At 69.3% G+C, this 19601-nt stretch carries 17 protein-coding genes; 12 read left to right on the top strand and 5 right to left on the bottom strand.

The window, feature by feature from the left end; translation table 11 throughout:
- Window positions 1-7: 7 nt before the first annotated feature.
- The gene (locus CDO81_RS23220; protein ID WP_088485637.1) at window positions 8-697 is read right to left on the bottom strand and encodes a response regulator transcription factor; all 690 of its coding nucleotides are present in this window, start codon (window positions 695-697) and stop codon (window positions 8-10) included.
- Window positions 698-860: 163 nt separating this feature from the next.
- Between CDO81_RS23220 and CDO81_RS23215 the strand changes: the two genes are divergently transcribed.
- The gene (locus tag CDO81_RS23215; RefSeq protein WP_088485636.1) at window positions 861-1214 is read left to right on the top strand and encodes a hypothetical protein; all 354 of its coding nucleotides are present in this window, start codon (window positions 861-863) and stop codon (window positions 1212-1214) included.
- Between the two features lie 9 nt (window positions 1215-1223).
- Here CDO81_RS23215 and CDO81_RS23210 read toward each other — a convergent pair whose 3' ends face one another.
- A complete protein-coding gene (locus CDO81_RS23210) occupies window positions 1224-1766 on the bottom strand; it encodes a DUF1415 domain-containing protein (protein ID WP_088485635.1) in 543 nt (180 codons plus the stop codon).
- A gap of 99 nt (window positions 1767-1865) precedes the next feature.
- Complete coding sequence (locus CDO81_RS23205) at window positions 1866-3056, bottom strand: M20 aminoacylase family protein (protein WP_088485634.1); 1191 nt, start codon at window positions 3054-3056, stop codon at window positions 1866-1868.
- Window positions 3057-3101: 45 nt separating this feature from the next.
- Between CDO81_RS23205 and CDO81_RS23200 the strand changes: the two genes are divergently transcribed.
- The 10 genes from CDO81_RS23200 (at window position 3102) to CDO81_RS23155 (ending at window position 17350) form a co-directional block, all read left to right on the top strand.
- The gene (locus CDO81_RS23200) at window positions 3102-3416 is read left to right on the top strand and encodes a hypothetical protein (RefSeq protein WP_144397374.1); all 315 of its coding nucleotides are present in this window, start codon (window positions 3102-3104) and stop codon (window positions 3414-3416) included.
- Between the two features lie 67 nt (window positions 3417-3483).
- Window positions 3484-5499 carry a TonB-dependent receptor gene (locus CDO81_RS23195; protein ID WP_088485632.1) on the top strand — a complete coding sequence of 672 codons (2016 nt, stop codon included), beginning with the start codon at window positions 3484-3486 and terminating at the stop codon, window positions 5497-5499.
- Window positions 5500-5644: 145 nt separating this feature from the next.
- Window positions 5645-7087 carry a circularly permuted type 2 ATP-grasp protein gene (locus tag CDO81_RS23190; protein ID WP_088485631.1) on the top strand — a complete coding sequence of 481 codons (1443 nt, stop codon included), beginning with the start codon at window positions 5645-5647 and terminating at the stop codon, window positions 7085-7087.
- Window positions 7088-7100: 13 nt separating this feature from the next.
- Entirely contained in the window at window positions 7101-8060 is a 960-nt protein-coding gene (locus tag CDO81_RS23185) for an alpha-E domain-containing protein (protein ID WP_088485630.1), read from the top strand.
- A 688-nt stretch (window positions 8061-8748) separates the two neighbouring features.
- Window positions 8749-12183 carry a transglutaminase family protein gene (locus tag CDO81_RS23180; protein ID WP_088485629.1) on the top strand — a complete coding sequence of 1145 codons (3435 nt, stop codon included), beginning with the start codon at window positions 8749-8751 and terminating at the stop codon, window positions 12181-12183.
- A gap of 35 nt (window positions 12184-12218) precedes the next feature.
- Window positions 12219-12500 carry a ribbon-helix-helix protein, CopG family gene (locus CDO81_RS23175; protein ID WP_088485628.1) on the top strand — a complete coding sequence of 94 codons (282 nt, stop codon included), beginning with the start codon at window positions 12219-12221 and terminating at the stop codon, window positions 12498-12500.
- Window positions 12500-12784 carry a type II toxin-antitoxin system RelE/ParE family toxin gene (locus tag CDO81_RS23170; RefSeq protein ID WP_206602159.1) on the top strand — a complete coding sequence of 95 codons (285 nt, stop codon included), beginning with the start codon at window positions 12500-12502 and terminating at the stop codon, window positions 12782-12784. Before CDO81_RS23175 ends, CDO81_RS23170 begins: the two co-directional genes overlap by 1 nt.
- Before the next feature lie 9 nt (window positions 12785-12793).
- A complete protein-coding gene (locus CDO81_RS23165) occupies window positions 12794-13639 on the top strand; it encodes an alpha/beta fold hydrolase (RefSeq protein WP_088485627.1) in 846 nt (281 codons plus the stop codon).
- 67 nt (window positions 13640-13706) lie between these two features.
- On the top strand, window positions 13707-16427 hold the full coding sequence (locus tag CDO81_RS23160; RefSeq protein ID WP_088485626.1) for a circularly permuted type 2 ATP-grasp protein: 2721 nt from the start codon (window positions 13707-13709) through the stop codon (window positions 16425-16427).
- Window positions 16428-16435: 8 nt separating this feature from the next.
- A complete protein-coding gene (locus CDO81_RS23155) occupies window positions 16436-17350 on the top strand; it encodes a transglutaminase family protein (RefSeq protein WP_420893084.1) in 915 nt (304 codons plus the stop codon).
- Here CDO81_RS23155 and CDO81_RS23150 read toward each other — a convergent pair whose 3' ends face one another.
- Window positions 17351-17944 carry a LysE family translocator gene (locus tag CDO81_RS23150; protein ID WP_088485624.1) on the bottom strand — a complete coding sequence of 198 codons (594 nt, stop codon included), beginning with the start codon at window positions 17942-17944 and terminating at the stop codon, window positions 17351-17353. It lies immediately after the preceding gene.
- An 84-nt stretch (window positions 17945-18028) separates the two neighbouring features.
- Here CDO81_RS23150 and CDO81_RS23145 point away from each other — a divergent pair, with 84 nt between their 5' ends.
- Entirely contained in the window at window positions 18029-18472 is a 444-nt protein-coding gene (locus tag CDO81_RS23145; protein ID WP_088485623.1) for an Lrp/AsnC family transcriptional regulator, read from the top strand.
- Here the strand turns inward: CDO81_RS23145 and CDO81_RS23140 are convergent.
- Window positions 18433-19599, bottom strand: coding sequence for a PepSY-associated TM helix domain-containing protein (locus CDO81_RS23140; protein ID WP_088485622.1), 1167 nt, complete (start codon window positions 19597-19599; stop codon window positions 18433-18435). The two genes, CDO81_RS23145 and CDO81_RS23140, sit on opposite strands and share 40 nt — an antisense overlap.
- Window positions 19600-19601 lie beyond the last annotated feature (2 nt).

Raw genomic sequence — 19601 nt, 5'->3', positions numbered from 1 at the left:
CCTGCGTTCAGATCAGCTGCAGCGGCGCTCGGAACACGTAGCCCACGCGGGACTTGCTCTGCAGCGGCACCAGGGTCGGCGTGGCCCGCTCGATGCGGCGGCGCAGCCGGTAGATGGTGGCGGAGAGGCCGTCGTCGGTCTCGCCCTCGTTGACCTCGCGGCCGAGCTTGTTCAGCAGCGCCTCGCGCGTGACCGGCTCCCCGCCGGCCTGCGCAAAGCATTCCAGCAGTTGTCGGTCTGCCTCGCTGAGCTGGATGCGGGTGCCGTCGGGCACGATGAGTTCGCCGCTGGCACGGTCGAGCTTCCAGACGGCGTCGGCTGCAGAAGGCTTGGCCACGCGGCGCTGCACCGCAGCAATGGCGAGTGCCACCTGCTCGAACTGCACCGGCTTGACCAGGTACATGTCGGCGCCCGCGGTGATGACTTCGCGGAACACCTCGGGCCCGAGCCGCCCGGAGACCACGACCACGCCGGCATCCGTGCGGCGACGCAGGATCTTGATCAGCTCGACGCCGTTGACGCCCGGCAGCATGAGGTCGACCAGGTAGAAGTCGAACGTGAAGGCCTCGGGGGCCGCGAGCAGGGCATTGCTGTCATCGAAGCGGCTGACGGTGATGCCCTGCTCCTGCAGGAACTGGGCGAGGAATTCGGAGTACTCGGCGTCGTCGTCGATGAGGGCAAGGTTCTTGGGCTGCATGGTGGCGGGGTGCTCCAGGGCAACCGCGAAGTTTGCCGCATGACGGAGGCGTCAGCGGAGTCTCAATCGTCATGTCCGTGCTGATTTGCGCAGTCGCGGGGGCGATAAATGATTGACAACGGCCTGGGGGCGTGTGAAATCTGGATAAACGAGGAGACAAGCCATGGACGACGCCGACGAGCGCGCCGAGGAGCGCGATCTGCCCGACTGGCTGCTGCCCGCGCATCGGGCGACGCCGGCCGATGCGCTTCGCCGCATCCAGGCCTTGTGCGTGGCGTGGCCCGATCTGCATGCGGCGATGTTCGTCGTGCTGGCCACCCACCAGACCTTGCCGCGCGAGGTGCTGGCGGTGGCGCTGAAGCAGTTCCGTCCCGATCTGGAGGCCTACACGCGGGAGGACGTGATGAGCCTGCTCACGGCCGTCTGGAACGGCGGCAAGAGCGGCTTTGACGCCGTGCTGCGCACGCGCGCCAATTCACCCAAGCGAGGCGGCAACCTCTCCTGGGTGAAAGAGTAGACGCGCTCCTCAGCCTTTCAAGCCCAGCTTGCGCCACCCGTCGATCCCCAGGCGCGCCAGGGTGTCGAGGTTGCTCTCGAAGATCGCCGCGGTGTCGGGCATGGATTCGACCGCCCGCGTGATGCTCTCTTCGCGCAGCAGGTGCAGCGTGGGGTAGGGCGATCGGTTGCTGTAGTTGCCGATGTCGCCCTCAGGCGTGCCTTCGAACTGGTAATCGGGGTGGAAGTCGGCAATCTGCAGGATGCCGTCGAGCTTCAGTTCGTCCACCAGCGCGTCGGCGGCGTCGAGGAAGTCGTTGAACTCCAGGAAGTCGGTCAGCACGCCGGGGTGGATGAGCAGCGTGGTGTCGACCTCTTCAGGGTCGGCCCGGTTCAGCGCGAGCAGTTCACGCGCCAGGTCCTTCAGCAGTTGCTCGGGCTCGGTTGCCTCGCTGACCACGTAGCGGATGCGGTCGTTCACGTGCACCGATTTCGCGAAGGGGCAGAGGTTCAGGCCGATGACGGCCTTGACGACCCAGTCGCGGGTGTCTTGGATGACTTGATCGTGGTTCATGCGTGAGTTACTCGAACACAGCCACAGAGACACAGGGGTACAGAGAAACTCACGGGCTGTTCCTCGGTGTCTCTGTGCCTCTGTGGCTTTGTTTCTCCATCAGTTGCGGTTCAGCCAGGCCTCCGCCATGCGCACCCACATGGAGCCGCCAAGCGGAATGAGCTCGTCGTTGAAGTCGTAGCTCGGGTTGTGCAGCGTGCACGGGCCCAGGCCGTGGCCGCCCACGCGGTGGGTGCCGTCGCCGTTGCCGATCAGGAAGTAGCAGCCCGGCTTGTCGAGCAGGTAGTAGCTGAAGTCCTCGGCGCCCATGGTGGGCTCGAACTCCTGCACGTTCTCGGGGCCGACCATGTCGGTCAGCACGCCGCGCACGAACTCGGTCTCGGCCGCGTGGTTGATCGTGGGCGGGTAGTTGCGGCGGAACTCGAACTCGGCGGTGAGCTCGAAGGCGCCGGCAAGTTGCTCGGTCATGTCCTTCATGCGGCGCTCCAGCAGGTCCAGGAGCTCCAGCGTAAAGGTGCGCACCGTGCCTTCCATGACGACCGAATCGGGCACGACGTTGGTGGCCTCACCGGCGTGGATCATCGTCACGGAGATCACGCCAGGGTCGATCGGGCGCTTGTTGCGGCTGATGATGGTCTGGAAGGCCGAGACCAGCTGGCAGGCGGCTGGCACCGGGTCCACGCCCAGGTGCGGCATGGCCGCGTGAGAGCCCTTGCCCTTGAGGGTGATCTTGAACTCGTTGCTGCTGGCGAACACCGGACCGGTCTTCAGCGCGAACTGGCCAGCCTTCATGCCCGGCCAGTTATGGGCGCCGAACATGGCCTCCATCGGAAACTTCTCGAACAGGCCGTCCTTGATCATCTCGCGGGCGCCGCCGCCGCCTTCTTCGGCAGGCTGGAAGACGAGGTAGACCGTGCCGTCGAAATTGCGGTGCTTGGCCAGGTGCTTGGCCGCAGCCAGCAGCATGGCGGTGTGGCCATCGTGGCCGCAGGCGTGCATGCGGCCCAGGTAGCTGCTGGCGTGCGGGAACTGATTGCGCTCCGTCATGGGCAGCGCATCGATGTCAGCGCGCAGGCCCACGGCGCGGTTGGAGGTGCCGTTCTTGACGATGCCCACGATCCCCGTCTTGCCCAGGCCCCGGTGGATGGGAATGCCCCAGTCGGTCAGCGCCTGGGCGATGACGTCGGCCGTGCGTTCTTCGTGGAAGCAGAGTTCGGGATGCTTGTGCAGGTCGCGGCGGATGGCCGTGATCTCGGGCGCGTCGGCCAGGATGGTGTCGATGAGCTTCATGGGTGACTTCAGGCTCTGGAAGGGCTTGAGTTTAGGATTGCGCCCGTGAACCCTGGTCGTTGGTCAAGAAAGTGGCTGCTGTGGCTGGCCTTGCTGCTGCCCCTCGCGCAAGCGATGGCGGGCGTGCATGCGCTGTCGCACGCCACCGGCGAGAAGTCGGGCGACAGCCTCGCTCACCTCGTCCATTGCGACCTGTGCCTCACCGCCGCTGACCTGGGCAGCGGCGCGCCCGCGGCCGAAACGGCCCTGCTGCTCGGGGGCGATGCCGCTCATGCCGCGCCCCTGCTGGCCCGGGGCGGCGCGCCGCGTGCCGTCAGCCTGGGCTTGCCGCCGGCCCGCGCGCCACCCGTTTCCGCCTGACCTCCAAGCTCCTCCCGCGTGCCGCCATGGCCCGCGGGCTCTTGCGTTTTCTCGTGGAAGTTTCCTCATGCGTTCCTTTGCCCTGGCGCCCCTCGCGGCTGCCTGCCTGACCCTGGCCGCGCAGGCCGCCCTCGCCGATGCCACCCCCGAATCCCTGGACAAGGTCGTGGTCACCGGCAACCCCCTGAAGAGCCAGGTGCTGGCCCAGCCCAGCGACTCGCTCAGCGGTGACCAGCTCGTGCTGACCCGCGCCGCCAACCTCGGCGACACCTTGCAGGGCCTGGCCGGCGTGTCGGCCACCAACTTCGGCCCCAACGCCAGCCGCCCCAGCATCCGCGGCCTGGATGGCGACCGGGTCCGCATCCTGAACAACTCCGGCGCGTCGGTGGACGCCTCCAACCTGAGCTTCGACCACGGCGTGGCGATCGACCCGCTCGTCATCGACAAAGTCGAGGTGCTGCGCGGCGCGGCGGCGCTGCTCTACGGCGGCAATGCGGTGGGCGGCGTGGTCAACACGCTGGACAACCGCATCCCTCGCACCCTGATCGACGGCCTGAGCGGTGCCGCCGAGGTGCGTCTGGGCGGGGCGTCCAACGATCGCAGCGGTGCGGTGGTGCTGGACGGCGGCAGCGGCCGGCCCAACGCGGGCTGGGGCTGGCATGCGGACCTGTCGGAGCGTGACGCCGGCAATCAGCGCGCGCCGCGCTTCTCCAGCCCGACCGACGACGGCAGCGAAAGCCGCACCACGGTGCGCAACTCCGCCACCCACAACCACAGCGCGGCGCTGGGCGGCTCGGTGTTCTTCCAGGGCGGCTACGCCGGCGTGTCGGTGGACGACTTCCGCACGACCTATGGCACGACCGTGGAAGACGCCGCCAAGATCAAGATGAAGCGCCAGCGCGTGGCCACGGCCGGCGAATGGAATTCGGACGATGGCCCGGTGCGCCGCCTGAGCTGGCAGCTGAGCCGCAACAAGTACGAGCACTCCGAGATCGAGGATGGCCAGGTCGGCACCACGTTCAAGAGCACGGGCACGGACGGGCGCTTCGAGCTGACCCATGCCCCTGTAGGCGGGCTGCACGGTGTGGTGGGTGTCCAGTTTGAAAGCCTGGACTTCTCGGCGCTCGGCGAGGAGGCCTTCGTGCCCAGCACCAACACCCGCAACACGGGCCTCTTCGTGTTGGAGCAGTACCGCATGGGCGACCTGCAGCTGTCGGCCGGCGCGCGCCATGAGCAGGTCCGGGTGCATTCCGATGGCGACACCGACACCAGCGACGGCCGCTTCGGCTCGCCCCAGCAGCGCCGTTTCAGCCCGACGAGCCTTGCGCTCAGCGGCGTCTACGGCCTGGCGGGCGGCTGGAGCGTGAGCGCCAACCTGAACCGCACACAGCGCGCCCCCGCCTACTACGAGCTTTACGCCAACGGCCTGCACCTGGCGACCGACGCCTTCGAGCGTGGTGACACCACGTTGGGCCTGGAGCGCTCGCGTGGTGCCGATTTCGGCGTCAAGTGGGAAGGCGAGCGCAGCCATGTGCACATGAACGTCTACGAGACGCGCTTCTCCAACTACATCGCGCTGCAGGCCAACGGCCAGTCGGTCATCAATCCGGACAATGGCAATGAGCTGCCGGTGTACGTCTTCCAGGGCGTGCCGGCGCGGCTGCGCGGCGTGGAGCTGGAGGGGCGCTGGCAGGCGACGGCCATGCTGGCGCTGCTCGGCCAGTTCGACGCGGTGCGCGGCGAGAACACCCAGACCGGCGAGCCCCTGCCGCGCCTGGCACCGCGCCGCGCGATGCTGGGGCTGGAGGCGACGCAGGGCCCGTGGTCGGCGCGGGTGGAGTGGCGCCTGGCGGCGCGGCAGGACCGGGTCGATGCCTTCGACCGTCCGACGGCCGGCTACGGCACCGTCAACGCCAGCCTGGCGCGCCAGCTCAAGCTGGGCGAGCTGGACGGCCTGTGGTACCTGCGGCTCACCAACCTGGGCAACAAGCTGGCCTACAACGCCACGGCCGTTCCCACCATCCGGGACCTGAGCCCGCAGCCGGGCCGGTCGGTGATGACCGGCGTGCAAGTGAGGTTCTGATCGAGAACGCCCAGGGCCAGGACTTACCCTGGTGCTTGGGCGCTTGGCGGGAGGGCATGCTGCACCCGAAGAGTGCCTGCGCGCACCACAAGCCGCCGCGCCATGTGGCGCGGAACTTGCGACGCAGGCTCTGAGAGGAGCAACGATGCAGACCGCCTTTGACGAAATGAACGCGGCGGGGGCCTCCGGTGGAGTGACCCGCGCCCATTACGAGTCCTACGCCCGCTGGCTGGCCGACCAGCCCGAAAGCCTGATGCGCGAGCGGCGGGAGCAGGCCGAACTGATCTTCCGGCGGGTGGGCATCACCTTCGCGGTCTACGGCGACAAGGACAGCGGCGAAGGCACCGAGCGGCTCATCCCCTTCGACCTCATCCCGCGGGTCATTCCGGCCGCCGAGTGGACCTCCATGCAGGCGGGCCTCGCCCAGCGCGTGACGGCGCTCAACCGCTTCATCCACGACGTCTACCACGGCCAGGAGATCCTCAAGGCCGGCCTGGTGCCTGCCGACGAGATCCTGAACAACGCCCAATTCCGCAAGGAGATGATGGGCGTGGATGTGCCTGGCGGCGTGTACAGCCACATTGCCGGCGTCGACATCGTGCGCGCCGGCCATGCCGATGGCAGCGGCCACTACTACGTGCTGGAAGACAACCTGCGCGTCCCCTCCGGCGTGAGCTACATGCTCGAGAACCGCAAGATGATGATGCGGCTCTTCCCCGAGCTGTTCGTCAACCACCGCATCGCGCCCGTCGCCCACTACCCCGACCTGCTGCTGGACACCCTGCGCAGCGTGGCCCCCTCGGGCGTGGCCGACCCGACGGTCGTCGTCATGACGCCCGGCATGTACAACTCGGCCTACTTCGAGCACGCCTTCCTGGCCCAGCAGATGGGCGTGGAGCTGGTGGAGGGGCAGGACCTCTTCGTCGACGGCGGGTTTGTGTACATGCGCACCACGCGCGGCCCGAAGCGGGTGGATGTGATCTACCGTCGCATCGACGACGACTTCCTGGACCCGCGCGTGTTCCGGCCGGACTCCCAGCTCGGCTGCGCAGGCCTGGTGGAGGCCTACAAGGCCGGCAAGGTCACCTTGTCCAACGCCATCGGCACCGGTATTGCGGATGACAAGTCCATCTACCCCTACGTGCCGAAGATGATCGAGTTCTATCTCGGCGAAAAGCCCATCCTGCAGAACGTGCCGACCTACGTCTGCCGCGAGAAGGACGACCTGGCCTACACGCTCGCCCACCTGCCGGAGCTGGTGGTCAAGGAGGTGCATGGCGCCGGTGGCTACGGCATGCTGGTCGGCCCGGCCGCCACCAAGGCCGAGATCGAGGCCTTCCGCGCCCAACTGGTGGCCAACCCGGCCAACTACATCGCGCAGCCGACGCTGGCGCTGTCCACCTGCCCGACGTTTGTCGAGAAGGGCATCGCGCCCCGTCACATTGATCTGCGACCCTTCGTGCTGTCCGGGTCCAGCGTGCGCATGGTGCCCGGCGGCCTGACGCGCGTGGCTTTGAAGGAAGGGTCACTGGTCGTGAACAGCAGCCAGGGCGGCGGCACCAAGGACACTTGGGTGCTGGAAGACTGAGGGAGACAACACGATGCTTTCTAGAACTGCTGATCACCTCTTCTGGCTGAGCCGCTACATCGAACGCGCCGAGAACACGGCCCGCATGCTGGACATCGCCTACCAGACGTCGCTGCAGCCCCAGTCTGCCGAGGAGTCCGAGCAGACCTGGCGCAGCCTGGTGTCCATCTCTGAACTCAATGGCCTGTTCGGAGCCAAGTACAGCGCGATCAATGCGCGCAATGTCATGGAGTTCATGGTGGCCGACGAGAGCAACCTCTCGTCCATCTTCAACTGCCTGCGTGCCGCCCGCGAGAACGCCCGTGCGGTGCGCGGCGCGCTGACCACCGAGGTCTGGGAGACCATGAACCAGACCTGGCTGGAGTTCCGCCGCCTGCTGCGCGAAGGCGCACTCGCGCGCGACCCATCGCAGCTGTTCGAGTGGGTGAAGTACCGCAGCCACCTGTCGCGTGGCGTGACGGTGGGCACCATGCTGCAGGACGAGGCCTTTCACTTCATCCGCATCGGCTCCTTCCTGGAGCGTGCCGACAACACCGCCCGGCTGCTGGACGTGAAGTTCTATCGCCAGGAGCAGACCCAGTCCGGCGTCGAGGACGCCGGCCATGACACCGCGCGCGACTTCTACTACTGGTCGGCCGTGCTGCGGTCGGTGTCGGGCTTCGAGATCTACCGCAAGGTCTACAGCAACGTCATCCAGCCGGAGAAGGTGGCGGAGCTGCTCATCCTGCGCGCCGACATGCCGCGGTCGTTGTCGCATTGCATGACGCGCATGCAGGCCAACCTGAAACGGGTGGCGAACGCGCAGTCGGCAGAGACGCTTCGGCGCGTCGGTCGGCTGGAGGCCGAGCTGGCCTTCGGACGCATCGACGAGATACTGGCGGATGGCCTGCATCCTTTCCTGGATGGCTTCCTGGCGGAGGTGGCGGACCTGGGGGTCCGGATCAGCCAGGACTTCCTGGTGCCGTCGGCGTAAGACGGTATGGGCATGACCCGTCTTGTTCTTGGGTCTGACCAGAGTGGGAGCATGCCGAGGCCCAGCCGGGAATTCGCCCCGGCGGGCGACCTACTTTTTGGGCGACCAAAAAGTAGGCAAAAAGTCGCCCCTGTTCCGTCGCCCCTGCGCTGCGCTCTGGGGTTCCCTGCGCTTCTCGGGGTTCGGGGCCGCGCCCAACTCGCTTCGTTCGCTGCGCTCACTACGCTCAGACAAAGGGGCGCGAAGTCAGAGGTTGAAGCGTGCTGCGCACGCGCCCCGAACCCCTGCGATGCTCGGCTCCTCCAAAGGGGAGTGAAGGAACAGCCGAACAGCCAACAGCCAAACGCCGCATCCCTTCGGTCGCGGCTGTTCCTGCTGTCCCCCCTTGAGCCCGCCGAGCAGCGGAAGGCCTTGAGGGCGCGCGCGCAGCGCGCATCAACCTCTGACTCCGCGCAACTGTTTGACCGGAGCGTAGCGGAGGGAGTTTTGCGCGGGCCCTCAAGGCCTGAGCAGCGCAGGGAAGCCAGAGCGAAGCGAAAGGCCGGGCGGGTCGGGGGGCGACTTTTTGCCTACTTTTTGGTCGCTCAAAAAGTAGGTCGCCCGCCGGGGCGAACTCCCGGCATGGGCCTCGCCATCAACACCGATCAACGAACAAGCAGCCCGCACCCCGCGCGGCGGAGCCACTGATATGAGCATCCACGTCGCCCTCAAGCACGTCACCCGCTACAAGTACGACCGCCCCGTCAACCTGGGCCCCCAGGTCGTGCGCCTGCGCCCCGCGCCCCACTGCCGCACCCCCGTGCTCAGCTACTCGCTGCGCATCGAGCCGGCCCAGCACTTCATCAACTGGCAGCAGGACCCGTTCGCCAACTACCTGGCGCGCCTGGTCTTCCCCGACAAGACGACCGAGTTCACGGTCACGGTGGACCTGGTGGCCGAGATGGCGGTCTACAACCCGTTCGATTTCTTCCTGGAGCCGCATGCGCAGACCTTCCCGTTCGCGTATGACGAGGCCCAGCAGGTCGAGCTCGCGCCTTATCTGCAGGTCGAGCCGCTCACACCCTTGCTGGCAGCCTACCTGAAGGACATCCCCCGCACCGAGCGCGCCACCATCGACTTCATCGTCGACCTGAACCAGCGGGTGCAGAACAGCGTCTCCTACCTGATCCGCCTGGAGCCCGGCGTGCAGACGCCCGAGGAGACGCTGGCCAAAGCCTCGGGTTCCTGCCGTGACTCCGGCTGGCTGCTGGTGCAGATCGCGCGCCACCTGGGCCTGGCTGCACGCTTCGTGTCGGGCTACCTGATCCAGCTCACGCCCGACGAGAAGGCGCTGGACGGCCCGAGCGGCACCGAGGTGGACTTCACCGACCTGCATGCCTGGTGCGAGGTCTATCTGCCCGGCGCTGGCTGGATCGGCCTGGACCCGACCTCGGGCCTGCTGGCCGGCGAAGGTCACATCCCTCTGGCGGCCACGCCCACACCCGGCAGCGCGGCCCCGATCAGCGGCGCGGTGGACAAGAGCGAGGTCGAGTTCGACCACGAAATGAGCGTCACGCGCATCTACGAGTCGCCGCGCGTGACCAAGCCCTACAGCGACGCGCAGTGGCGCGAGATCCTGACCCTGGGCGAGCAGGTCGACCGCGACCTCGTGGCCGGCGACGTGCGGCTGACCATGGGCGGCGAGCCGACGTTTGTCGCCATCGACGACCGCGACGCGCCGGAGTGGAACACCGATGCCCTCGGTCCCACCAAGCGCATCTACGCGCAACAGCTCACCCACCGGCTGCGGGACGAGTACGGGCAGGGCGGCTTCCTGCACTTCGGCCAGGGCAAGTGGTACCCCGGTGAGCAGCTGCCGCGCTGGGCGCTGTCCATCTACTGGCGCGCAGACGGCCAGCCCTGCTGGCGCAACCCCGACTGGTTTGCCGACGAGCGCGAGCGCCATCGCTATTCCAGCGAAGACGCCGAGGTCTTCATGAAGGCGCTCACCCGCCGCCTGGGCCTGCCCGACACCCACGTGCAGCCGGGCTACGAGGACACCTGGTACTACCTGTGGCGTGAGCGCCGCCTGCCGGTGAACGTCGACCCCTTCGACTCGCGCCTGGACGACGAGATGGAGCGCGCCCGCCTGCGCCGGGTCTTCGAGCAGGGGCTGTCGCACGTGGTGGGCTACGTGCTGCCCATCCGGCACAGCGGCGAGGCGCCGTCGCTGGCCGGCACACGCTGGCAGACGGGTCCCTGGTTCTTCCGTGACGAGCGTCTCTATCTCTACCCGGGGGACTCCCCGATGGGCTGGCGGTTGCCGCTGGACTCGCTGCCCTGGGTCAGCCAGAGCGACTACCCCTACCTGATCGAGCAGGACCCCTTCGCGCCGCGCGGCATGCTGCCGGCCGCCGCGGCCCTGCGCGCGCAGGTGCAGGGCGTCACGTCGGCCGGGCCGACGCCGGGCTTGCGCGGCAGCGCGGGCGATGGTGCTGGCGCCGCGTCGGACGGCCGGGGCGGCCGGGCCGCTGCGAGCCAAGGCATCCCAGGCCGTTTCGAGAGCGCGCATGGCATCACACGCACGGCGTTGTGTGTCGAGGCACGCGACCCTCGCCGCGCCAATGGCCCAGCGGCCGAGGGCAAGGGCCACGCCAGCGGCGTGCTGTACGTGTTCATGCCGCCGCTGGAGAAGCTGGAGCATTACCTGGAGCTGCTCACCGCGGTCGAGGCCGCGTGTGAAGACACCGGCTACAAGATCGTGCTGGAGGGCTACCCGCCGCCGCGCGACCCGCGCTTGAAGGTGCTGCAGGTCACGCCCGACCCCGGTGTCATCGAGGTCAACATCCACCCGGCCCACCACTGGGGCGAACTGGTCTCGCACACTGAGTTCCTGTATGAAGCGGCGCGGCTCACGCGGCTGTCGACCGAGAAGTTCATGATCGACGGCCGCCACACCGGCACCGGCGGCGGCAACCACTTCGTGATGGGCGGCGCCACGCCGGCCGATTCGCCCTTCCTGCGCAAGCCCTCGCTGCTGGCCTCGCTGCTGGCCTACTGGCACAACCATCCGAGCCTGAGCTACCTGTTCAGCGGCCTCTTCATCGGGCCGACCAGCCAGTCGCCGCGGGTGGACGAAGCCCGCAACGACCAGCTGCGCGAGCTGGAGATCGCGCTCGGCGAGATCTTCAAGGCCGAGGAACGCTTTGGCGAAGCGATGCCGCCCTGGCTGGTGGACCGCACGCTGCGCAATGTGCTGGTGGACGTGACCGGCAACACCCACCGCAGCGAGTTCTCCATCGACAAGCTCTATTCCCCCGACTCGGCCACCGGGCGGCTCGGGCTGCTGGAGCTGCGCGCCTTCGAGATGCCGCCGCATGCGCGCATGAGCGTGGTGCAGCAGCTGCTGCTGCGGGCCTTCATCGCGCGCTTCTGGCGCCAGCCCTACAAGGCGCCGCTGGTGCGCTGGGGCACCGAGCTGCACGACCGCTGGCTGCTGCCGCATTTCATCCGCGAGGACTTCGCCGACGTCATCGAGGACATGGCGGAAGCCGGCTATGCCTTCGATGCGGCCTGGTTCGCGCCGCATGTGGAGTTCCGCTTCCCGAAGTACGGCGAGTTCGCCGCACGCGGCGTGCATGTCACGCTTCGCGGCGCGCTGGAGCCCTGGCATGTGATGGGCGAGGAAGGCTCGGCCGGCGGCACGGTGCGCTATGTGGACTCGTCGCTGGAGCGGTTGGAGGTGCATGTCAGCGGCCTGGTCGACCCGCGCCACCGCATCACCGTCAACGGCCACCCGCTGCCGCTGCAGCCCACCGGCCGCGTCGGTGAGTTCGTGGCCGGCGTGCGCTACCGCGCCTGGCTGCCGCCCTCGGCCCTGCACCCGACCATCGGCATCCATGCGCCGCTGACCGTGGACCTGGTGGACACCTGGCAGCAGAAGTCGCTCGGCGGCTGCCGCTACTACGTGGCCCATCCGGGCGGGCGCAACTACGCGACGCTGCCGGTCAATGCCTACGAGGCCGAGAGCCGGCGCCTGGCGCGCTTCACGTCGCATGGCCACACGCCGGGCCGTGTCGAGGTGGGCGAGCCCCGGCGCAGCCTGGAGTTCCCGTTCACGCTGGATCTGCGCAAGGCAGGGTGATGTAGCACAATTGCGCTACATCTGCGGGAGCTGCCATGTCCACCACCACCATCCGCCTGGAAGACGACCTGAAGGAACGCATCGCCGAGGCCGCCGCGCGTGCGGGCAAGAGCGCACACGCCTTCATCCGTGATGCCATCGTTGAATCCGTGACTCAGGCAGAGTTCGATGCGGAGATGGACCGCATCTGCGAAGAGCGCTGGGGGGAGTTTCTGAAGACCGGTGAGGCGGTGCCTTGGGAAGAGGCCAAGGCCTATCTGGAGGCCACCGTTGCCGGCAAGAAGGTCAAGAAGCCGGCGCCGCGAAAGCTCTTTTGATGACGCAGTTGGTGCTGATGCCGGCGGCGCTGGCTGACCTTGAACGCATTCGCGATTTCCTGCTGACCCATGACCCGGACAACGCCGAAGAACGGTTTCTGGATCTGACCGCCGCCCTTGACGTGCTGACCCATGCGCCCGAAATTGGCCGCCGTGTCGGTCAACGGGCGCGGGAACTCGTGATCGGGCGTGGTGCGCGTGGCTACGTGGCCCGCTACGAATACGTGGCTCGCCTGGAAGCCGCCTTCATCCTCCGGGTTCACCATCAGCGCGAAGAGCGCTGACATCCCATCATGCACATTGAAATCCAACCCGGCGTCCGCCTCTTCGTCGACATCGAAGGCCTCGGCCATGTGCCCGACGGCAAGCTGCTGCGCGAGAAGCCCACGCTCGTCCTCATCCACGGTGGCCCCGGCTTCGACCACACCGCCTTCCGGCCGTTCTTCAGCCGCTTCACCGACCTCTGCCAGGTCGTCTACTTCGACCAGCGCGGCCATGGCCGCAGCAGCCCGCGGCCGCTGGGCGAATGCCGGCTCGACACGCTGGCCGACGATGTCGTGCGGCTCTGCGACGTGCTGGGCATCGCCAAGCCCATCGTGCTGGGCCAGAGCTTCGGCGGCTTCGTGGCGCAGCGCTATCTGGCCCGGCACCCGGCACACCCGGCCAAGGTCATCCTAAGCAGCACCTCGCATCACTTCGGCCTGGCCCGCAAGATCCATCACTTCGCTCGGTTGGGCGGCCCTGAGGCGGCAGCGGCCACGCGGGACTTCTGGGAGCGCCCCGGGCCCGAGACCTGGGCGGCCTACGAGGTGCATTGCCGCCACCTCTACAACACCCAGCCCAAGAACCCCGATGCCGGCGGCTGGATGCTGCCGCGGCCGGACATCCTCTTCGAGCACACCGCCACCGAACTGCCCGGCATGGATCTGCGCCCCGGGCTGGCCGCCGTGCAATGCCCGGTGCTGGTGATGGCCGGCGAGGAGGACCCGGTCACGCCGCCGGAGGACGCCGAGGAGATCGTTGCGGCGCTTCCGGCACAGTGGGTGCGTTTCGAGCGTTTCGCCCGCGTGGGCCACGGCGCGTGGCGCGACGACCCTGAGGCGGCGGAGCGAGTACTGCGGGGCTTCCTGAGCGCCTGAAGGCATCGGTTCATCGACAATCCGCCCCTTCCACCTTCTGCCTGCATCGCCCGCACCGCCAGCCTCCATGACCGAGCCCACCCCCAGTCAATGGAGCCTGCTGCCCGACGAGCCCGAGGAATCGCAGGCGCCCGACCCGCTGGCGCTCGCGCTGGCCGCCGCGCTGCGCAGCCGTGATGGGCACTTCTACGAACTGACGGGTCATGTGAACCAGGCCGGCGAGCCGCAGGCGGGGCTGGCCGAGCGCTGGCGCCGCTTCTTCGCCGCAGGCGGTGCGGCCGGCTGGCAGGAGCTCAGTGCCAAGGCCCTGCGCGTGCAGCGCCGCGTGCTGGAAGACGGCGCGAGCTACAACGTGCACAGCGACGGCCCGCCGCTGCCCGGCCAGGAAGCCGAGAGCAGCCTGCCGCTGGCGCGCCACTGGCCGCTGGAGCTGCTGCCGATGCTCATCGAGCCGCAGGAGTGGGCCCAGATCGAAGCCGGCATCACCCAGCGGGCGCGCCTGCTGGAGGCCGTCATGGCCGACATCTACGGCGAACGCAGCCTGCTGCAGCGCGGCCTGCTGCCCGCATCCCTCGTGCTGGCGCATCCGCAATACCTGCGCGGCATGCATGCCGCCAAGCCTGCCGGCGGCGTGCATCTGCACGTGCTGGCCTTCGACCTCACACGCTGTGCCGACGGCCAGTGGCGCGTGGTCGGCCAGCGCACCCAGGCGGCCTCAGGGCTGGGCTATGTGCTGGAGAACCGGCTCATCATCGCGCAGCAGTTCCCGGAGGCGTTCCGGCAGATGCAGGTGCAGCGGCTGGCGGCGAGCTACCGGGACTTCATCCAGGCATTGATGACGCTCTCGCCCGCCGGCGAGCGCAGCCGCGTGGCGCTGCTCACGCCCGGCCCCCGCAACGAGACCTACTTCGAGCAGGCCTTTCTTGCGCGTTATCTCGGCATCACGCTCGTCGAAGGCGCCGACCTCACCGTGCGGGCCGACAAGGTCTACCTCAAGACCCTGGCGGGCCTGGAGCGGGTGCACGTCATCCTGCGCCGCGTGGACGACACCTGGCTCGACCCGCTGGAGCTGCGGCCGGAGTCCATCCTCGGCGTGCCGGGCCTGCTGCAGGCAGCGCGCGCGGGCGAGGTGGTCATCGCCAACGTACCCGGCGCTGGCTGGCTGGAGAGCCCGGGCCTGGCCGCCTTCTGGCCGGGTGTGGCGGAGCAACTGCTGGGCGAGCCGCTGCTGCTGCCGGCCATCCAGAGCTGGTGGTGCGGTGAAGAAAGCGCCTGGCGCAACCTGCGCCCGCGCCTGGCCGAGTTCATCGTGGTGCCCACGTTCGCGGCCAGCACCACCACGCGCAGCTTCAACCCCATCGTGGCGGCTGAACTGAGCGACGAAGCCCTGTGGGAGCTGGCGCAGCGCATCGATGCCGACCCCACGGCCTACACGCTGCAGGCCCGCGTGAAGCCCACCAAGCAGCCGGTCTGGACCCGCGGCGCCCTGGAGCCGCGGGTGGCGGTGCTGCTGGTGTTTGCGCTGACCGACGGCCACGGCGGCTGGAAGGTGCTGCCAGGCGGCCTCACCCGCGTCGCACCGCGCCGCGACCCGCTGGCCGACGCATGGCTGTCCATCCAGCGCGGTTCGCTCAGTGCCGACACCTGGGTCATGACCGACGGCGATGTCGATGCCACCACGCTGCTGCCCCAGCCGCTGCAGCCGGCGGACCTGGCGCAGTCGCACTGGACGGTGACGAGCCGCGCCGCCGAGAACCTCTTCTGGCTCGGCCGCTACACCGAGCGCGCCGAGAACAGCGCCCGGCTGGCGCGGCATGTGATCGAAGCCAGCGTCATGGTGCAGCGCGGCGCGATGCCGGCGCGGATGATGCCGCTGCTGGATGCGCTGGCCCGCCGCCACGGCCTGGTCGGGCCACAGGCGCCGGATGCGGCCGAAGACCCGCGCGCCTTCGTGCGTGCGCTGCTGGCGGCCCTGCTGCCGGGCTCGGGCGTGACCAGCGTGGGCTGGAACCTGCGCGCATTGCAGGGCTGCGCCCAGGCCTTGCGCGAGCGGCTGTCGCCGGAGTCATGGCGGCTCATCCATGAAACCGCCGCGCAGTTCGAGCAGCACCTGCGCGCGGTGCTTGACCGCCCGGGGCCGGGCACCCCGGTGGCCGACGTGCTCAATGTGCTGTCGCGGGCCGACACACATCTGGCGGCCATCACCGGCGCACAGACCGACCGCATGACCCGTGACGACGGCTGGCGGCTGCTGTCCATCGGCCGCCAGGTGGAGCGCTTGTCCTTCCATGCCGAAGTGCTGGCCGAAACCTTCGAGCGCCGCAGTGCCGAGCCGGCCCCGGCAGCGCGGGGGGGAAGCCTGGGCGACGACCCGGCGTGGGGCCAGGCCCATCCGCTGGCCCTGACCGAGGACGGCTTCAGCCTGCTGCTGGGCGTGTTCGACTCCACCATCACCTACCGCGCCCAGTACCAGGCGCGCCGCGAGGCCGCGCCGCTGCTGCATCTGCTGGTGCACGACACCGACAACCCGCGCTCGCTGGCCTGGGTGGCGCGCACGCTGCGCGACCGCTTCGCCAAGCTCGCGCGGCACGACCCGGAGTGGGCGGCCGACATCGCCGCCCAGCTGCCCGTGCCCGAGGCCTGGCCGCTGGCTGACATCGCCGCGCCGGGCACCGTGCTGGTCGATCATCTCCACCAGGCTGCCGCGCAGGCCGCCGAGCTGTCCAGCCTGATCAGCCAGCGCTATTTCGCCCACGTCATCGGGGCCGAGCAACGGGTGTGGCAATGAGCGTGCGGTTGAACGTCCATCACGTCACCGAGTACACCTACGACGCGTCGGTGGAATGGGCCCACCACGCGGCCTGTCTGGCGCCGCGAGATACGCCGTGGCAGCGTGTGACGGGCTGGCGCCTGAACATCGACCCCCTGCCCGACGGCTGGGGGGTGGAGGGGCTGGAGCTGGACGAGGGCACGCTCATGCGCCATCTGCGCCGCGACCCCTGGGGCAATCGCCACCTGAGCTTCGGCCATGCGCGGGTGCACGAGCGGCTGGTGGTGGACAGCCGTTTCGAGGCCACGCTGACCGAACGCCCGGCGGCCGACCCCACCCGTGGGCCGGCCTGGGAGGCGGTTGCGGCCAGCCTGCGCTACCGTGCCGGCCGCGCGCTGCAGGAGGCCGACGAGTTCGCGCTCGCCTCCACGTACGCCGCGCCCGACGACGCGCTGGCCGCCTACGCCCGCCGCGCCTTCACGCCCGACCGCACGCTGGCCGCCGGCGGCCTGAGCCTGATGCACCAGATCCACGGCGAACTGCGCTACCTGCCGCACAGCACCACCGTGGCCACGCGGGCGGCGGATGCCCTGGCCCAGCGCAGTGGCGTGTGCCAGGACTTCGCCCATGTGTTCATTGCCGCCTGCCGCTCGCTCGGCCTGGCCGCGCGTTACGTCAGCGGCTACCTGTTGACCCGCCCGCCGCCGGGGCAGCCCAAGCTCGTGGGTGCCGACGCCTCGCATGCCTGGGCCGAGCTGTGGTGCCCCGAGCAGGGCTGGCTGGCGCTGGACCCGACCAATGACGTCTGTGCCGGCCTCGACCATGTGACCTTGGCCTGGGGCCGCGACTATGCCGACGTGGCGCCGCTGCGCGGCGTGCTGCGTGGCGGCGGCGTGGCCACGCTGCGCGTGGGCGTGACGGTGGAGCCCGTGGCGCCCTGATCAGCCGCGCAGCAGCGGCAGCACCGACGCCACCATCAGCACGGCGGCGCCCCAGTTGAAGGCCTGCAGCGCGCGCGGCCGGTGCAGCCAACGGCGCATCTGCTCGCCCAGCAGCGCCCAGGACCCGCAGCAGGGCAGGTTGATGGCCACGAACACCGCCGTGATCACCCACACGCCCAGGCTGCCGTAGGCCGTCACGGCGGTGAGCGCCATGGCCCAGGCCTTGGGGTTGACCGCCTGGAACAGTGCCGCCGCAATGAAGCCCATCGGCCGCCCCTCGCTGCGGCCATCGTCCCGCGGCGGGGCAGCGGTCGCGACGCGCCAGGCGAGGTAGAGCAGGTAGGCCAGGCTGGCCCACTTCAGCACCTCGTGCAGCCACGGGGCGTGCTGGAACACTTCGCCCAGGCCCAAGCCCACCAGCGCCAGCATCACGCCGAAGCCAGAGCTGATGCCCAGCAGATGCGGCAGGCTGCGCCGCCAGCCGAAGTGCGTGCCGGAGGCCAGCAGCATCAGGTTGTTCGGCCCGGGTGTGATGGAGGTGACGAAGGCGAAGCCGGCGAGCGCGGCAAGCAGGGCGAGGGAATGGCTGTCCATGGGCCGCCACTCTAGGCAGGCGGGCGTCGAATGGGCTTGCGTTCTGGCGCGCGAACGCCGCCTGCCGTGCAATGATCTGCGGCCATGGATGCCATTGACGAGAAGATCTTGCGTGAGCTGGTGGCCGATGGCCGGCTGACCAATGCCGAGCTGGCCCAGCGCATCGCCCTCAGCCCGTCGGCCTGCCTGCGCCGGGTGCAGGAGTTGGAGCGGCTGGGCGTCATCAAGGGCTACCGCGCGGTGCTGGACCCGGCGCGCCTGGGCCAGGGCTTCGTGGCCTATGTGGCCATCGGGCTGTCACGCCACACGCTGGCCGAGCAGCGAGGCTTTGAGCAAGCGATGCGCGACTGCCCGGTCGTGCGCGAGTGCCACAACGTGACGGGCGCCTTCGAGTACCTGATCCGCGTGGAGGTGGCCGACCTGCCGGCCTACAAGCGCTTCCATGCCGACGTGCTGGGCGGCCTGCCGCAGGTCAGCATGATCACCAGCTACATCGTGATGGAGTCGCCCAAGGACGAGCGGGCCTGAGCCGCGCGGCGCTGCCCGCGGCGCCACCACAGCCAGGCCCCGGTGGCGAGCAGCGTGGCGGGGAGCAGGCCAAAGACCGTCCACAGCAGGCGCGCCGCCAGGCCCAGTGCCTCGCCGCTGTGCAGTGGGAAAAAGCTGTCGACCAGCCGGTTGCCGACGGGGGCGGCCAACGGGTCATAGCGCTCCAGGACGCGGCCCTGGCGGTCCAGGCGCACGCGGGTGTAGCCGGTGCTCTCGCGCAGTTCGCCGGGCTGCAGCAGTCGCACCTCGACCGGACCCTTGCCGCCCAGCGTCAGGCGCGACCAGCGTGCCGTCGGGAACTCGTGCTGGGCCGCAGCCACCCAGGCGTCCGGCCCGAGCGAGGGGGCCGCGGAGCCCGCGGTCTCGCCCGCCTTGGGCAGCTTGGCCAGACGCTGCAGGGGCAGCACGGTGGCCACACCGTCCCGCGTCGGGTTCGGAAAGACCAGCGCGGCGCCAGTCAGCGACACCACGAGCGCCACCGGCAGCAGCCACAGCCCCGCAGCCCGGTGCAACTCGTACCAGTGCCGAGCTGGCGGGCCCTGCCAGCGCACGCGCAAGGCCTGGCCCCAGGCCTTCAGCCGCGGGCTGGCCGAGCGCGGCCAGGAGAGCCACAGGCCGGTCAGCGTGAGGCCGGCGAACAGCAGGGCCGTGACGCCGGCCACGACATGGCCGGTCTCGCCGCCCAGCAAGTGGCTGTGCAGCTCATAGATCAGGGGCACCGCATGGGCCGCGTCCAGGCGCAGTGCCCCCCGCTCGCGCGAGCCGAGGTAGCGGCCACAGTCGGGGTCGATGAAGTGTTCGGTGCGCCAGCCGGTCTTGGCTTGCCGGGCCTCCCACACTTGGTAGGCAGCGCCCGGCTCGCGCGGCGCCACCACCGTCTGCGCACGGGCGCCGGGGGCATGCTGGGCGAGCAGGGCCAGCGTGTGTGCCACCGGCTCGCCCGTGGCCGGGCAGGCCTGGGCCGGCGCGCGGAACCAGGCCGGGTTGAGCGTGGCATCCAACGATGCCTGCCACACCATCAGGCTGCCGGTCAGGCCCAGCAGCGCCAACACCAGGCCGGCCAGCAGCCCGACCCAGCGATGCAGCAGCGTGAGGCTCTTGCGCATGG

The sequence above is a fragment of the Roseateles puraquae genome (genome assembly GCF_002205845.1).
Lineage (GTDB): Bacteria > Pseudomonadota > Gammaproteobacteria > Burkholderiales > Burkholderiaceae_C > Pelomonas > Pelomonas puraquae.
This window is presented reverse-complemented; position numbering and strand designations above follow the sequence as displayed.

What these genes read in the sequence shown, in the direction of transcription:
- CDO81_RS23220 (WP_088485637.1), bottom strand. Translation starts at nt 697, where the DNA reads ATGCAGCCCAAGAACCTTGCCCTCATCGACGACGACGCCGAGTACTCC.
- CDO81_RS23215 (WP_088485636.1), top strand. Translation starts at nt 861, where the DNA reads ATGGACGACGCCGACGAGCGCGCCGAGGAGCGCGATCTGCCCGACTGG.
- CDO81_RS23210 (WP_088485635.1), bottom strand. Translation starts at nt 1,766, where the DNA reads ATGAACCACGATCAAGTCATCCAAGACACCCGCGACTGGGTCGTCAAG.
- CDO81_RS23205 (WP_088485634.1), bottom strand. Translation starts at nt 3,056, where the DNA reads ATGAAGCTCATCGACACCATCCTGGCCGACGCGCCCGAGATCACGGCC.
- CDO81_RS23195 (WP_088485632.1), top strand. Translation starts at nt 3,484, where the DNA reads ATGCGTTCCTTTGCCCTGGCGCCCCTCGCGGCTGCCTGCCTGACCCTG.
- CDO81_RS23190 (WP_088485631.1), top strand. Translation starts at nt 5,645, where the DNA reads ATGCAGACCGCCTTTGACGAAATGAACGCGGCGGGGGCCTCCGGTGGA.
- CDO81_RS23185 (WP_088485630.1), top strand. Translation starts at nt 7,101, where the DNA reads ATGCTTTCTAGAACTGCTGATCACCTCTTCTGGCTGAGCCGCTACATC.
- CDO81_RS23180 (WP_088485629.1), top strand. Translation starts at nt 8,749, where the DNA reads ATGAGCATCCACGTCGCCCTCAAGCACGTCACCCGCTACAAGTACGAC.
- CDO81_RS23175 (WP_088485628.1), top strand. Translation starts at nt 12,219, where the DNA reads ATGTCCACCACCACCATCCGCCTGGAAGACGACCTGAAGGAACGCATC.
- CDO81_RS23170 (WP_206602159.1), top strand. Translation starts at nt 12,500, where the DNA reads ATGACGCAGTTGGTGCTGATGCCGGCGGCGCTGGCTGACCTTGAACGC.
- CDO81_RS23165 (WP_088485627.1), top strand. Translation starts at nt 12,794, where the DNA reads ATGCACATTGAAATCCAACCCGGCGTCCGCCTCTTCGTCGACATCGAA.
- CDO81_RS23160 (WP_088485626.1), top strand. Translation starts at nt 13,707, where the DNA reads ATGACCGAGCCCACCCCCAGTCAATGGAGCCTGCTGCCCGACGAGCCC.
- CDO81_RS23150 (WP_088485624.1), bottom strand. Translation starts at nt 17,944, where the DNA reads ATGGACAGCCATTCCCTCGCCCTGCTTGCCGCGCTCGCCGGCTTCGCC.
- CDO81_RS23145 (WP_088485623.1), top strand. Translation starts at nt 18,029, where the DNA reads ATGGATGCCATTGACGAGAAGATCTTGCGTGAGCTGGTGGCCGATGGC.
- CDO81_RS23140 (WP_088485622.1), bottom strand. Translation starts at nt 19,599, where the DNA reads ATGCGCAAGAGCCTCACGCTGCTGCATCGCTGGGTCGGGCTGCTGGCC.